15 protein-coding genes are annotated in these 14,468 nt (G+C 67.3%); 8 read left to right on the forward strand and 7 right to left on the reverse strand.

Features of this window, described 5'->3' with window-relative positions; translation table 11 throughout:
- Positions 1-204: 204 nt before the first annotated feature.
- The 5 genes from PFX98_RS14440 (at position 205) to PFX98_RS14460 (ending at position 5,815) form a co-directional block, all read left to right on the forward strand.
- On the forward strand, positions 205-849 hold the full coding sequence (locus PFX98_RS14440) for a c-type cytochrome (RefSeq protein WP_285231202.1): 645 nt from the start codon (positions 205-207) through the stop codon (positions 847-849).
- A 147-nt stretch (positions 850-996) separates the two neighbouring features.
- Positions 997-2,247 (forward strand): HD-GYP domain-containing protein, encoded by a 1,251-nt coding sequence (locus PFX98_RS14445; protein WP_285231203.1) that lies wholly within the window; start codon positions 997-999, stop codon positions 2,245-2,247.
- 71 nt (positions 2,248-2,318) lie between these two features.
- Positions 2,319-3,923, forward strand: a complete 1,605-nt coding sequence (locus PFX98_RS14450; RefSeq protein ID WP_285231204.1) for an ABC transporter substrate-binding protein — start codon at positions 2,319-2,321, stop codon at positions 3,921-3,923.
- 38 nt (positions 3,924-3,961) lie between these two features.
- Complete coding sequence (locus PFX98_RS14455; RefSeq protein WP_285231205.1) at positions 3,962-4,816, forward strand: urease accessory protein UreD; 855 nt, start codon at positions 3,962-3,964, stop codon at positions 4,814-4,816.
- 72 nt (positions 4,817-4,888) lie between these two features.
- Complete coding sequence (locus PFX98_RS14460) at positions 4,889-5,815, forward strand: NF038122 family metalloprotease (RefSeq protein WP_285231206.1); 927 nt, start codon at positions 4,889-4,891, stop codon at positions 5,813-5,815.
- Positions 5,816-5,821: 6 nt separating this feature from the next.
- On the opposite strand, the gene urtE is transcribed toward PFX98_RS14460, so the two are convergent.
- From urtE to PFX98_RS14490, 6 genes are all read right to left on the reverse strand, one after another.
- Positions 5,822-6,514 carry an urea ABC transporter ATP-binding subunit UrtE gene (urtE, locus tag PFX98_RS14465; RefSeq protein WP_285235595.1) on the reverse strand — a complete coding sequence of 231 codons (693 nt, stop codon included), beginning with the start codon at positions 6,512-6,514 and terminating at the stop codon, positions 5,822-5,824.
- 8 nt (positions 6,515-6,522) lie between these two features.
- The gene (gene urtD, locus PFX98_RS14470; protein WP_285231207.1) at positions 6,523-7,368 is read right to left on the reverse strand and encodes an urea ABC transporter ATP-binding protein UrtD; all 846 of its coding nucleotides are present in this window, start codon (positions 7,366-7,368) and stop codon (positions 6,523-6,525) included.
- Entirely contained in the window at positions 7,365-8,468 is a 1,104-nt protein-coding gene (gene urtC / locus PFX98_RS14475) for an urea ABC transporter permease subunit UrtC (protein WP_285231208.1), read from the reverse strand. Before urtC ends, urtD begins: the two co-directional genes overlap by 4 nt.
- Positions 8,468-10,066: an urea ABC transporter permease subunit UrtB gene (urtB, locus tag PFX98_RS14480; protein ID WP_285231209.1), complete on the reverse strand. Its 1,599-nt coding sequence runs from the start codon at positions 10,064-10,066 to the stop codon at positions 8,468-8,470. Before urtB ends, urtC begins: the two co-directional genes overlap by 1 nt.
- Positions 10,067-10,146: 80 nt before the next feature.
- Positions 10,147-11,421, reverse strand: coding sequence for an urea ABC transporter substrate-binding protein (urtA, locus tag PFX98_RS14485; RefSeq protein WP_285231210.1), 1,275 nt, complete (start codon positions 11,419-11,421; stop codon positions 10,147-10,149).
- Between the two features lie 348 nt (positions 11,422-11,769).
- On the reverse strand, positions 11,770-12,627 hold the full coding sequence (locus PFX98_RS14490) for a LysR family transcriptional regulator (protein ID WP_285231211.1): 858 nt from the start codon (positions 12,625-12,627) through the stop codon (positions 11,770-11,772).
- A 101-nt stretch (positions 12,628-12,728) separates the two neighbouring features.
- On the opposite strand from PFX98_RS14490, the gene PFX98_RS14495 reads away from it, so the two are divergent.
- A complete protein-coding gene (locus PFX98_RS14495; protein WP_285231212.1) occupies positions 12,729-13,109 on the forward strand; it encodes a tautomerase family protein in 381 nt (126 codons plus the stop codon).
- A gap of 4 nt (positions 13,110-13,113) precedes the next feature.
- On the opposite strand, the gene PFX98_RS14500 is transcribed toward PFX98_RS14495, so the two are convergent.
- Positions 13,114-13,266, reverse strand: coding sequence for a DUF3149 domain-containing protein (locus tag PFX98_RS14500; RefSeq protein WP_285231213.1), 153 nt, complete (start codon positions 13,264-13,266; stop codon positions 13,114-13,116).
- A gap of 157 nt (positions 13,267-13,423) precedes the next feature.
- Here PFX98_RS14500 and PFX98_RS14505 point away from each other — a divergent pair, with 157 nt between their 5' ends.
- Positions 13,424-13,813, forward strand: a complete 390-nt coding sequence (locus tag PFX98_RS14505; protein ID WP_285231214.1) for a nuclear transport factor 2 family protein — start codon at positions 13,424-13,426, stop codon at positions 13,811-13,813.
- Between the two features lie 203 nt (positions 13,814-14,016).
- Positions 14,017-14,463, forward strand: a complete 447-nt coding sequence (locus tag PFX98_RS14510) for a hypothetical protein (RefSeq protein WP_285231215.1) — start codon at positions 14,017-14,019, stop codon at positions 14,461-14,463.
- Positions 14,464-14,468: the final 5 nt, after the last annotated feature.

Below are 14,468 nucleotides of genomic sequence, written 5' to 3' on the forward strand. Positions count from 1 at the left end.
CAGAAAAGCCGTGCACGTCGTTGCGAAGCCTCGTCGGGAAAGATACCCCGACTTCGTTTCGCGCCTAGTTCACGGCTTTTCTGTTGGCAACGCATCAGGCAAACACAGTATTAACAGGACCTGGATCAAACCCAAAGAGGCGGCGGGCCAGTATAAGGTGGTGCCTATAATGCGCCCCGGTGTCAGAACAAGACTTTCGGGATCATGAACAAACTTCTGCATATTGCACTCGCCCTCGCCACCACCTGCGCCGCTGGTCTGGCGCAAGCTCAAGACGTGAAGGCCGGTGAGACGAAGGTCGCCATGTGCATTGGCTGCCATGGCATCCCTGGCTATCAGGCCAGCTTCCCCGAAGTGCACAAGGTGCCGATGATCGCGGGTCAGAGCGCCAAGTACATCGCCGCCGCGCTGACGGCCTATGCCAAGGGTGAGCGCAAGCATCCCACCATGCGCGGCATTGCCCAGACCCTCAGCGATGCGGACATCGCCGACGTGGCCGCCTTCTACGAGCAGCAGGCCAAGGCGCCCGAAGCGCCGCTGACCATCAACACGCCCAGCGATGAGGTCAAGGCCCTGCTGGACAAGGGCGCCTGCGCCTCCTGCCACGGCGGCAACTTCAGCAAGCCGATCGATGGCGCGTATCCCAAGCTCGCCGGCCAGCATGCCGACTACCTCTACGTGGCGCTGAAGTCCTACCAGACCGAGGGCAATGCGGTGGTGGGTCGCGGCAACGCCATCATGGGCGCGCAGGTCAAGCAGTTCAGCCACAGCGAACTGAAGACCCTCGCCAAGTACCTGGCCTCGCTGCAGGGCGAACTGCGCACAGTGCCGCAAAGCAAGATGCGCTGATGCTGCTGTCGCCTGGGTGACAGGCGCAGCCAACAGTGATCTGCAGCAAGCCGCCGACACGGGCGGCTTTTTTGTGTCCGAATGCGCATGCGGCCGCGGCCAAGGCGTCGCATACTGGCGGCGTACCCCGCCGCAGCCGCCCGCTTCATGCTCAAAAAGATACCGACCAGCCAGCTCAAGCTCGGGATGTTCCTGCAAGCGATGGAGGGGTCGTGGTTCTCCCATCCCTTCTGGAAGACCAAGTTCGTGCTGCGCGAACAGGGCGATCTGGACGCCTTGCTGCGCAGTGAGGTGGCGTTCTGCGTGATCGATGTGTCGCAGGGCCTGGACGTCGAGGCCGCACATGACACCGGCTTCGCCGCCACCGAACCCGCGCCGCTGCGGGTCGAGCAGGCGCCCGACGCCCCGGTCATGGCGCCGAGCCCGCCCAAGCCGGCCGCCGAGGCGCGCGTCAGCATGTCCGCGGAGCTGGAGCGCGCGGCCCAGTTGGTGAACCGCTCCAAGCAGGCGGTGGTGTCGCTGTTCGGCGAGGCCCGCATGGGCCGCGCCATCGATGCCGAGCAATGCCTGCCCCTGGTCGAGGAGGTGGCCGACTCGGTGGCGCGCAACCCCTCGGCGCTGATCAGCCTGGCGCGCCTCAAGACCAAGGACGACTACACCTATATGCACTCGGTGGCGGTGTGCGCGCTGATGGTGTCGCTGTCGCGCCAGCTGGGCCTGAGCGAGGCGCAGACCCGCGAGGCGGGGCTGGCCGGCCTGCTGCATGACGTGGGCAAGATGATGATGCCGCTGGAGGTGCTCAACAAGGCCGGCGCCCTCACCGACGCCGAGTTCAGCGTGATGCGTTCGCACCCGGTGCGCGGCTACGAGGCGCTCAAGGCCGGCGGCATGGTGCCCGAGTCGGCCCTGGACGTCTGCCTGCACCACCACGAGAAGATGGACGGCAGCGGCTACCCGAACAAGCTCAAGGGCGACGACATCAGCCTGCTGGCGCGCATGGGCGCGGTGTGCGATGTCTACGACGCCATCACCTCCACCCGGCCCTACAAGGCGGCCTGGGGGCCGGCCGATTCGCTCGCACGCATGGCGCAATGGTCCGGGCATTTCGATGCTTCGGTGTTCCAGGCCTTCATCCGCAGCGTGGGCATCTATCCGGTGGGCACGCTGGTGCGGCTGCAGTCGGGTCGGCTGGCGGTGGTGATCGACCAATGCCCGGCATCGCTGACCATGCCCACGGTGCGCGTGTTCTTCTCCACCAAGTCGCAGATGCCCATACCCGTGCAGGTGGTGGACCTCGCCCAGCCCGGCTGCAACGATCGCGTCACCGGCCGCGAGAACCCGGCCGACTGGGGCTTCACGCATATCGACGAGCTCTGGTCGCGCCCCACGGCGCATTAGGGTCGCCCCGCTGCGCCGACGCGCGGGCGCTCCCTACACTCGGCCGCAACAACATCGTTTGGGGGCTGGGCATGAAGCATCGCTTGCTGATGGTGGGTGGTTGGGCCCTGGCGGCGCTGTTGGCTGCCGCGGGCAGCTCAGCGCAGACGCTGCGATGGGCCAGCCAGGGTGATCCGCAGACCATGGATCCCCACTCTCAGAACGAGAGCATGACCAACAACATGAACGGGCAGATCTACGAGCGCCTGACCCGTCGCGACAAGCAGCTGCAGCTCGCCCCCAGCCTGGCCACCGAATGGACCCAGCTCGCGCCGCTGCAGTGGCGCGTCAAGCTGAGGCCGGGCGTGAAGTTCCACGATGGCACGCCCTTCACCGCCGATGACGTGGTGTTCTCGGTGAATCGCGCCAAGGAGCAGACTTCGCAGATCGCCGTCTACGCCAATGCGGTGGGCGTGCCGCGCAAGCTCGACGAGCTGACGGTGGAGTTCCAGCTCGCCAGCTTCAACCCGATCTTTCTGCAGCATCTGGACACGCTGTGGATCATGAGCAAGAGCTGGTGCGAGAAGCACAAGGCCACGCGGCCGCTGGACTTCAAGAACCGCGAGGAGTCCTACGCTGGCATGAATGCCAATGGCACCGGACCTTACCGCCTGGTGACGCGGCAGCCCGGCATCAAGACGGTGTTGCAGCGCAACCCCGCCTGGTGGGACCGGCATGAGGGCAATGTGCAGGAGATGATCTACACCCCCATCAGCAACGATGCCACGCGGCTGGCCGCGCTGGTGTCGGGTGAGATCGACTTCGTGCTCGACCCCGCGCCGCGCGATGTGCCGCGCCTGCGCGCCACGCCCGGGCTGAAGGTGATCGAGGGGGTGGAGAACCGCATCGTCTTCATCGGCATGGACCAGCAGCGCGAGCAGCTGCAATACGCCAAGGTGCCCGCCCTGAATGGGCAGGAGCGGAACCCGTTCAAGGACCTGCGCGTGCGCCGCGCCCTCTACCAGGCGGTGGACATCGAGGCCATCCGCAGCAAGCTGATGAACGGGCTCTCGGCACCCACCGGCGGCATCACCGCCTCCACCCTGGGCGCCTACAACGACCCCGCGCTGGAGACCCGCCTGCCGCTGGACCTGACGGCGGCACGCCGGCTAATGGCCGAGGCCGGCTATCCGGATGGCTTCGAGGTCACGCTGGACTGCCCCAACAACCGCTATGTCAACGACGAGTCCATCTGCCTGGCCCTGGCCAGCATGTGGGCGCAGATCAAGGTGAAGGTCCGGGTCAACGCGATGCCGCGCGTCAACTACTTCCCCAAGATCGAGAAGTACGACACCAGCATGTACATGCTGGGCTGGGGCGGCGCCATCACCGATGCCGAGACCCTGCTCACCGCGGTGCTGCGCAACCCGGGCGAGAAGGGCGTGGGCTCCTACAACTACGGCCGCGCGCGCAACGACAAGTTCGACGCCCTGGCGGCGCAGAGCAGCAACGAGCCCGATGCCAGGAAGCGCGAGGCCCTCATCAAGGCCGCGCTGGCTGAGTACCGCGAGCAGATCCAGCTGATCCCGCTGCACCGCCAGGTGATCCCCTGGGCGGCGCGTGCCGGCGTCAATGCGGTGCACCGCGCCGACAACTGGCTGGAGCTCTCCTGGGTGAGCATGGCGGCGGCGAAGTAGGCGACCAAATAGGCAGGCTTCTTGCTGACCATGCCCGCATGACCGACGCCCCACCCGCACATCCCTCCTGGCACGCCAGCCTCGCCCTGCAATACGCGCTCGAGCAGGGCCGCACGGTGGCCCGGCATCAGCACGAGGGGCCGCTGCGCGTACTCAAGAGCCTCTATCCCGAGGGCGACGCGATCTGCCACAACGTGCTGGTGCATCCGCCCAGCGGCCTGGTGGGCGGCGACACCCTGGCGATGCAGCTGGAGCTGGGCGAGGGCGCGCATGGCCTCGTCACCACCCCGGGCGCGACGCGCTTTTACCGCAGCGCCGGCGCGCAGGCCGCGCAGACCCTGCATGCCAGGCTGGCGCCCGGCGCGCGCCTTGAATGGCTGCCGCTCGAGGCCCTGGCCTACCCGGGCTGCCATGCGCTCAACCGCGCCGTGTTCGAGCTGGCGCCGGAGGCCGAGCTGCTGGCCTGGGACATCACTGCGCTGGGCCTGCCGCAGGCCGGCCGGCCCTTCGAGCATGGGCGCTTTGCCCAGCATCTGGAGATCCCCGGTATCTGGCTGGAGCGCGGCGTGATCGCGGCCGAGGACGGCCTGCTGCTGGACGGCGCGCTGGGCCTGGCCGGCCAGCGCTGCCTGGCCACGCTGGTGTTTGCGGCGGGGGCGGCCTTGCCGCGCGCACGCCGCGAGCGCGCGCTGGACGCCGTGCGCGCCCTGATCGAGGGCCATGCCTTGCGCAGCATGGCCGGCGCCACCGCCGCCCATGAGCGGGTGCTGGTGCTGCGCTGCCTGGCGCCGCTGGTGGAGCCGGCCGCCGATCTGCTGCGCGCCTGCTGGGCCGCCTGGCGCCGCGAGCTCTGGGGCCTGACGGCCGTGCCGCCGCGCACCTGGTCACTCTAGTAAGGGACTCGCCCTGCGGGGTTGGCGGGCGTAGAGTCGGCGGCTGGTCTACCGGTCGACGAGGTGCTCCCTATGCCCGCAGTTGCTCGCCCCCTGCGCCCCCTAAGCCGTCTGGCGCGGTCAATCGCGCTGTCGCTGGCCTGCGCCGCGGCAGGCCCGGCCCCGGCCCTGGTGATCAATGCCAGCTTCGGTGCCGGCGTGGACCCGGCGGCCCAGTCCGTCATCCTCGGCACCATCGATATCTACGAGGCGCTGTTCAGCGACAACATCACCCTCGGCATCCGCTTCGAGAACATGAACACGGGCCTGGGCCAGAGCAGCACCAATATCTACCAAGTGCCCTATGCCAGCTTCATGGACAAGCTGCGTGCCGATGCCAGCAGCCCGATCGACAGCCTGGCCCTGGCGCATATCCCGCTCGGCGCCAACCCGGTGAACGGCGCTGCCAACATCATCCTGACCCGTGCCACCGCCAATGCGGTGGGCTTCAATGTGCCGGCGCCGCTGAACGGCCTGGACGCCACCATCAGCCTCAACCTGGCGACGATGAACTTCAGTCGCCTCAGCATCGACCCCGACAAATACGATCTGCAGACCGTGGCGTCGCACGAGATCGATGAGGTGCTGGGCACCATCTCGGGCGTGGGCGGCAGCCTCATCTTGCCGGTGGACCTCTACCGCTACAACGCCGCTGGCGCGCGCAGCTTCACCACCCTCGGCGACGACGCCTATTTCTCCATCGACGGCGTCAACATGCTGGTGCGCTACAACCAGAACCCGGCCGGCGACTATGGCGACTACTGGGGCGCAGGCCCGCATCCGGTGCATGTGCAGGATGCCTTCGGCACGCGCGGCAGCTTTGCCGACCTGGGCGTGGAGATCGTTGCGCTGGACGCCGTCGGCTTCACCCTGGCCGCCGCGGTGCCCGAGCCCGCTCCTGTGGTGATGCTGCTCGCTGGCCTGGGCATGCTGGGCTGGCTGAAGCGCCGCCAGGTCTAATCGCCTTCAGATCGCCACGATCTGCCGCACGCCCCTGGCGGCCATCTCGCTGCCCAGCCCCTGCGAGATCACCGCGCCGCGCTCCAGCACCAGGTAGTCGTCGGCCAGCTCCTCGGCGAAGTCGACGTACTGCTCGCACAAGAGGATCGCCATGTCACCGCGGTCCGCCAGCAGGCGGATCACGCGGCCGATGTCCTTGATGATGCTGGGCTGTATGCCCTCGGTAGGCTCGTCCAGGATCAGTAGCTTGGGGCGGGCGCAGAGTGCGCGCGCGATCGCCAGCTGCTGCTGCTGGCCACCGGAGAGGTCGCCGCCGCGGCGCTTGAGCATGGCCTTCAGCACCGGGAAGAGCTCGAACAGCTCGGCCGGTATCGGCGCGCTGGCGGGCTGGGTGGCCAGGCCCATGCGCAGGTTTTCCTCCACCGTCAGGCGCGCAAAGATCTCGCGCCCCTGCGGCACATAGCCGATGCCGGCGCGTGCGCGCTCGTAGGGGCTGGCCTTGCTGATGTTGGTGCCGTTGAATTCGATGCTGCCGCTCTTGATCGGCACCAGGCCCATCAGGCTCTTCAGCAGGGTGGTCTTGCCCACGCCGTTGCGACCCAGCAGCACGGTGATGCGTCCGAGCGCAGCGCTCACCGACACATCGCGCAGGATGTGCGAGCCGCTGTAGTACTGGTGGATGTTCTTGGCTTCCAGAATCATGGCGTTCAGCGCCCCAAATAGACTTCGATGACGCGCTCGTCGGCCTGCACCTGGTCCAGGGTGCCCTGGGCCAGCACGGCGCCATCGCAAAGCACCGTCACCGTCTCCGCGATGCGCGCGATGAAGCTCATGTCGTGTTCTACCACCATCAGCGAGTGCCTGCCCTTGAGCGAGAGGAAGAGCTCGGCGGTGCGCTCGGTCTCCTGATCGGTCATGCCGGCCACCGGCTCGTCCAGCAGCAGCAGCTTGGGGTCCTGCACCAGCAGCATGCCGATCTCCAGCCACTGTTTCTGGCCGTGGCTCAGCAGGCCGGCGGGGCGCTGCCATTCGTCTTGCAGCCGGATCAGCTCCAGCACCTCGGCCAGGCGCGTGCGCTGCGCGCCGGAGAGCTTGTGCCACAGCGCACTGGGCACGCTGCGCGAGCCCTGCAGCGCCAGCTCCAGGTTCTCGAACACGCTGAGCGGCTCGAACACCGTGGGCTTCTGGAACTTGCGCCCTATGCCCAGCTGGGCGATCTCGGCCTCGCTGTGGCGCAGCAGGTTGATGGTGCTGCCGAAGAAGACCTGGCCGGCATCGGGGCGGGTCTTGCCGGTGATGATGTCCATCATGGTGGTCTTGCCCGCACCATTGGGCCCGATGATGCAGCGCAGCTCGCCCGGCGCGATGTCCAGCGAGAGCCCGTTGATGGCCTTGAAGCCGTCGAAGCTCCTGTTCACATCCTCCAGGTAGAGGATGCGGCCATGCGCCAGGTCCAGCGCGCCGGGCTCCAGCACGCGGCCGTAGCCGGCCGCGCGGCCCCCCGAGAAATGTTGCAGGCGCTCGCTGCCTTGTTCCATCAGCTCGGGGGTCATGCCTTGCCTCCTGCGCGCCGCGTGATCTTGCTGGCCAGACCCGCCAGGCCCTGCGGCAGGAACAGGGTCACGCCGACGAACAACGCGCCCAGGAAGTAGAGCCAGATCTCGGGCGCGCTGACGGTGAGCCAGCTCTTCGCGCCGTTCACCGCGAAGGCGCCGGCGATCGGGCCGATCAGCGTGCCGCGCCCGCCCACCGCGGCCCAGACCGCGATCTCGATCGAGTTGGCCACGCTCATCTCGCTGGGGTTGATGATGCCCACCTGCGGCACATAGAGCGCGCCGGCCACACCGCACATCACCGCCGAGAGGGTCCAGATGGCCAGCTTGTAGGGCAGGGGCGAGTAGCCGCAGAACATCAGGCGCGACTCGGCATCGCGCACCGCCTGCAGCACGCGGCCGAACTTGGCGGCCATGATCCAGCGCGCCAGCAGCAGGCAGGCCAGCAGCGTGAGCCCCGTCAGCACGAACAGGCCCATGCGCATCTGCGGCGTGGCGATGGGCAGGCCCAGGATGCGCTTGAAATCGGTGAAGCCGTTGTTGCCGCCGAAGCCGGTCTCGTTGCGGAAGAACAGCAGCATGGCCGCATAGGTCATGGCCTGGGTGATGATGGAGAAGTACACGCCCTTGATGCGCGAGCGGAAGGCGAAGTAGCCGAACACGAGGGCCACCAGGCCCGGTACCAGCACGACCAGCGCCAGCGTGGCGGCGAAGCTGTCACTGAAGTGCCAATGCCAGGGCAGGCTCTTCCAGTCCAGGAACACCATGAAATCGGGCAGGGCGCTGCGGTACTGGCCGTCGCTGCCGATCTGGCGCATCAGATACATGCCCATGGCATAGCCGCCCAGCGCGAAGAACAGGCCATGGCCCAGCGAGAGGATGCCGGTGTAGCCCCAGATCAGGTCCATGGCCAGGGCGCAGATGGCGTAGCACATGATCTTGCCCAGCAGGGCCACGGCGTAGTCGCTCAGGTGCAAGACCTGACCCTCGGGCACCCAGAGATTGAGCAGCGGCGCCACGCCGCAGACCAGCAGCAGGGCAAGCAGAAAGGCGGCCCAGCCACGGCGCGAGAACAGGGTTTGTGCTGTGTTCGTCATCATCATGCTTCCGCCGATCTGCCCTTCATCGCGAAGATGCCCTGCGGCCGCTTCTGGATGAAGACGATGATGAACACCAGCACGGCGATCTTGGCCAGCACCGCGCCCACCACGCCCTCCAGCAGCTTGTTGCTGAGGCCCAGGCCCAGCGCGGCGTAGACGGTGCCGGCCAGCTGGCCCACGCCGCCCAGCACCACCACCATGAAGGCGTCGACGATATAGCTCTGGCCCAGGTCGGGGCCGACATTGCCGATCTGGCTGAGCGCGCAGCCGGCCAGGCCGGCGATGCCCGAGCCCAGCGCGAAGGTGAGGGTGTCCACGCGCGCGGTGTTCACGCCCATGCAGGCGGCCATGGGGCGGTTCTGCGTCACGCCGCGCACGAACAGGCCCAGCCGGGTGCGCTTGATCAACAGCGTCATGCCGCCCAGCACCAGACCGGCGAAGAGGATGATGAGCAGGCGGTTGTAGGGCAGGCTCAGCGAAGGCAGCAGCTGCAGGCCGCCGCTCATCCAGGCCGGGTTCTCCACGCCCACGTTCTGCGCGCCGAACAGGCTGCGCACGCCCTGCATCAGCGCCAGGCTCAGGCCCCAGGTGGCCAGCAGGGTTTCCAGCGGGCGGCCGTAGAGCCAGCGCAGCACGCCGCGCTCCAGCACCGCACCCACGCCGGCCGAGGCCAGGAAGGCCACCGGCAGGGCGGCCAGCAGGTAGTAGTCGAACAGGCCCGCCGGCAGGAACTGGCGGAAACCTAGCTGGACCAGATAGGTGGCGTAGGCGCCGATCATCATCAGCTCGCCATGGGCCATATTGATCACGCCCATCAGCCCGTAGGTGATGGCCAGGCCCAGCGCCACCAGCAGCAGGATGCTGCCCAGGCTCAGGCCGGTGAAGAGGGCGCCGAGGCGCTCGCCCCAGGCCAGCGAGGCTTGCACTTTGCGCAGGGAATTCTGCAGCGCGCTCTTCACCGCCATATCGCTCTCCTCGGCCAGGCGCTGGTTCAGCAGCAGCAGGGTACTGGGGCTGTCCGAGCCGCCCAGCAGCTTGGCGGCATGCAGGCGCTTGTTGACATCGGCGCTGCCGGCCAGGGCCGCGGCGCTGGCGAGTTGCAGCTCGGCGCGCACGGCCGCATCCGACTCCTGCGCCAGCGCATTCGCCAGCAGGGGCAGGCGCGCCTCGCTGGCGTCCTGCTGCAGGGCCTTGGCGGCGGCCAGGCGCTCGCTCGGCTTGGCGCTGAAGAGCTTGAGCGCGGCCAGCGCCTGGTCCAGCTCGCCACGCAGGCGGTTGTTCAGGCTCACGTCGTCCAGCCTGGCGGGGGGGGGCGTGATGGCGGCGCCGCTGAGCGCGTCCTCGGCCTTGCCGTCGGCGTGCACGATCAGCAGCTGCGCGCCGGCGAGCTTGAGCTCCTCGGCGGACAGGGCCTGCAGAAAAGGCTGCAGCCGCGCGTCCGGCTTCACCGCGGCCGCGGCCAGGGACGCATTCATCGCGGCGATGCGCGCGTCGGTGTCATCGCCGCTGGCGATCGCGTGGGCCTGTTCGGGCGTGAGGGCCCGCGCAGGCGCCGTGCACAGCAGCAGGCAGAGCAGAAGCGGTAGCAAGCGGAACATGAGACCTCGGGCCGTCGTCGTCGGGGTGTGTCGGCGCGCCCCATGTCAGCGACAGGGGGCACGCTCATGCGCCTGCTTGCTTACTTCTTCACCGGCTCGTCGGGCTTCTTGTCGTTGCCTTCGATGTAGGGGCTCCAGGGCTTGGCCTTCACCGGGGCGGGCGTCTTCCACACCACATTGAACTGGCCATCGGCCTTGATCTCGCCGATGAACACCGACTTGTGCAGGTGGTGGTTCTTCTCGTCCATCTTGGAGCTGATGCCCGAGGGCGCGGTGAAGGTCTGGCCGGCCATCGCGGCGATGACCTTGTCCACATCGGTGCTCTTGGCCTTCTCGACCGCCTGCTTCCACATATTGATGCCGATATAGGTCGCCTCCATCGGATCGTTGGTGAGCGGCTTGTCCTTGTGGCCGGGCAGCCCCTTGGCCTTGGCGTAATCGCTCCACTTCTTGATGAACTCGGTGTTGGCCGGGTTCTTGATCGACATGAAGTAGTTCCAGGCGGCCAGGTGGCCCACCAGCGGCTTGGTGTCCACGCCGCGCAGTTCTTCCTCGCCCACCGAGAAGGCCACCACCGGCACGTCCTTGGCCTTCAGGCCGGCGTTGCCCAGCTCCTTGTAGAAGGGCACGTTGGAGTCGCCATTGATGGTGGAGACCACCGCGGTCTTGCCACCGGCCGAGAACTTCTTGATGTCGGCCACGATGGTCTGGTAGTCGCTGTGGCCAAAGGGCGTGTACTTCTCGTCGATGTCGCCGTCCTTCACGCCCTTGCTCTTCAAGTAGGCGCGCAGGATCTTGTTGGTGGTGCGCGGGTAGACGTAGTCGGTGCCCAGCAGCACCCAGCGCTTGGCCGCGCCGCCGTCCTTGCTCATCAGGTAGTCCACCGCGGGGATGGCCTGCTGGTTGGGCGCGGCGCCGGTGTAGAACACGTTCTTGGAGAGTTCCTCACCCTCGTACTGCACCGGGTAGAAGAGCAGGCCGTTGAGCTCTTCCACCACCGGCAGCACCGACTTGCGCGACACGGAGGTCCAGCAGCCGAAGATCACCGCCACCTTGTCCTGGGTGAGCAGCTGCTTGGTCTTCTCGGCGAACAGCGGCCAGTTGGAGGCCGGGTCCACCACCACCGGCTCGAGCTTCTTGCCCAGCACGCCGCCCTTGGCATTGATCTCGTCGATGGCCATCAGCACCGTGTCCTTGAGCACGGTCTCCGAGATCGCCATCGTGCCCGAGAGGCTGTGCAGCACGCCCACCTTGATGGTGTCGGCCGCCTGGGCCGAGAGGCCCGTGAAGCTCAGGCCCGCCAGGGCGCTCGCAGCGGCGAGGGTCTTGAGGGAGAAGGATCGGCGCTTCAGCATGGGGTTTCGCTCCTGAATGACCGGCATGCGGTCAGGTTGGTGGGCTTGTCGCGCGGCAGCAAGGTTGTGCCAGGCGGACAGGGCCAATGTAGGGAGCGAAGGGCAGGGGGCATATACGGCGGATGGCGTATGGAGACTGTCCGCTCCGTGGCTCAGGACTGCGGGCGAAGCGCAGGCCTTGATGCAGCTGAAGTGCTTGAGCGGTCGCACCTAACGCTGCTCAAGGCAGCACGGGGCGGTGCGCAGTGGTTGGGGTAGGGCGCATTCACAATTCCGTCTCGCGTTGTTGCGCAGGCGGGTGACCCTGCCAGCCTGGGTCGCGATCCGAGCAACAGCCGCTGGCCGCGCCTACCCCCGCACCGCGCTCCTGAACGCCGCCGCAAGCGCTCCCAGCGCCTGGTGCGGCCGGCCACTCTTGACGCGCGAATGCAGCAGCACCGGCAGGCGTGGCAGCGCGGGCAGACCGAGCCTGGGGCCAACGTCGACGGCGCCGAAGGGCAGCATGCGCGGCGCTAACGCCGCAACGCCCAGCCCGGCCATCACGGCCGCGGTGACTGCCGCCACGCCACCTCCGCAGAAGATTTCCTTCCAGGGCTGGCCCGCCGCATCGAGCAGCTGGCCGGCCATCGCCCGCACGCCGCAGGGCTCGGCCAGGGTGGCCAGCGGCAGCGGTTCGCCAGCGCGATGCTGCCAGCCCGGCGCGGCGAACCAGCCGAACTGTTCCTCGGCGAGCAGGGTGCCTCCGCGGCGCCCCAGATGCTGGCGCACGATCACGGTGTCGAGCTCGCGGCGGTCGAAGGCTTGCAGCAGATCGCCCGACGACGCGATGCGGATCTCGATCAGCAGCTGCGGGTCCTGGGCATTCATGCGGGCGATCAGCGCGGGCAGGTCCGGCCCCGCCACGTGGTCGCTGATGCCGATGGTGAGCCGCTGGCGGGCCTCGACAAACACCGCAAGTGCGCGCTCATGGGCGTCCATGAGCGCGTGGGCATGGTCCAGAAAGGCGGCGCCTTGCGCCGAGAGCTGCACATAGCGCGGCGTGCGTTCCAGCAGCCGGCAGCCCAGCCTTGCCTCCAAACGCTTGAGCTTCAGGCTCACCGCGGCCTGCGTGGTCTGCAGCGCTTCGGCCGCGCGCGTGAAGCTGCCGAGTTCGGCGATGCGCACGAAGGTCCGCACGGCATCCAGATCCAAGGGGCGATCAATCATTTCAAGCCATTATCTTTGATATCAGGGTTGATGGCTTGTTGAAATGATTCGTGCCCCTTACCGTGGAGCCCGCACTGACTGAAAGAAACGGACGCCGCACCATGCCCTTGCTTCACCTTTCCATGCGCGCCGGCAAGCCGCCGGCCTACCGCCAGGCGATTCTTGACGGCCTCTACCGCGCCATGCGCGAAACCTTCAACGTGCCGGAAGACGATCAGTTCATGCTCATCACCGAGCATGAGGCGGCGAACTTTTGCTACAACGCGTCCTACCTGGGCGTGGCGCGCAGCGACGCGCTGCTGTTCATCCAGATCACCGCCAACAACACGCGCGGCCTGGAGCAGAAGCGGGCGCTGTACCGGCGCATCGTGGAGCTGCTGGGCGAGCGCCCGGGCATCCGGCCGGACGATGTGTTCATCAACCTCGTGGAGGTGGCGAAGGAGAACTGGTCCTTCGGCCACGGCCTCGCGCAATACGCGTGATGGCTCAGGTCTTGTGCTGCTGCGCTGCCGCCGCGTCCTCGGCGATGTGCCGCAGGAAGTAGCGGATGTAGAACACGCCCATGCCCAGCATGAAGAGCAGGCCGGCCGCGCTCATCAGCCCCACGTCGGAAGTGAACAGATCCTTGAAGACGTTCATGCTTGACTCCAGTCCGGGCTGCTTGCCCATGGCTGAATTGGGCGCCCGGCCGCGCGGCGCTGGCTTGCGCTGGCGCAAGCGGGGGCATCGTTGTGCCGCACCGGCCCGCATCGCATACTGCGCGCTGCGGCCAGCTGCCGCCCATCGAAAGGACCCCATGACGCCTGACCCGATCTCCCGCTGGCACCAGATCATGCAAAACCGCGACGTCGCCGGCCTGGACGCGCTGCTGGCCCCGGACGCGGTGTTCTTCTCGCCGGTGGTGCACAAGCCCCAGCAGGGCAGGGCCATCACCCGCATGTACCTGGCGGCGGCCTTCTCGGTGTTCGGCAACGAGAGCTTCCGCTATGTGCGGGAGCTGAAGTCCGAGCGCGACGCGGTGCTGGAGTTCGAGCTGGAGCTGGACGGCATCAGCATCAACGGCGTGGACATGATCAAGTGGAACGAGGCCGGCCAGATCAGCGAGTTCAAGGTGATGCTGCGCCCGCTCAAGGCGGTGAACCTGATCCACCAGAAGATGGCGGCGATGCTGCAGGCCATGGCCTGAGGCCGGCTGACACCGGAAGACGGGACACAAGCGGCGCCGGCGTCCGGCTCGCTTCGCCTGCGGCTGCCTCAGTCCGGGCCAGATGGCTAAACATACAGGCGGGAAAACCGCGTCATGGCGGGCCTTGACGCAACGCATAGTGGCCTCGCGCAGCTGTGCGCAAGCGCCATCACCAGCGCCTTCTTGGTGAAGGAGTCCTTGCCATGAGTCTCACCAGAATCGCGATCGCCTCGCTCTTCGCATCCGCCACACTCATGCTGGGCAGCGCGGCCAGCGCCCAGAGTTCCAGCTACACGCCCGGCACGGTCTGGACCTTCTCGCACATCAAGGTCGAGCCCGGGCAGTTCGAGAACTACATGGACTTCCTGGCCAAGACCTGGAAGAAGTCCAACGAGTTCGGCATGAAGGAGGGCACGGTGGTTTCCTACCATGTGTTCTCGGTGAACAACCCGCGCGAGGGCGAGCCCGACCTGATCCTGGCGATCGAAGCCAAGGACTACATGAACAACGCCGATCAGCAGGCGCTGCAGAAGAAGTTCGAGGCCTTCATGGCGATGGACCAGCGCAAGATGGACCAGGCCGGTGGCGAGCGCAAGGTGATGCGCAAGCTGGCCGGCAGCATGGAGCTGCAGGAGCTGAAGCTCAAGTAAACGAG

Origin of the sequence: Paucibacter sediminis (genome assembly GCF_030254645.1) — a bacterium.
Classification (GTDB): Bacteria; Pseudomonadota; Gammaproteobacteria; order Burkholderiales; family Burkholderiaceae_C; genus Paucibacter_B; species Paucibacter_B sediminis.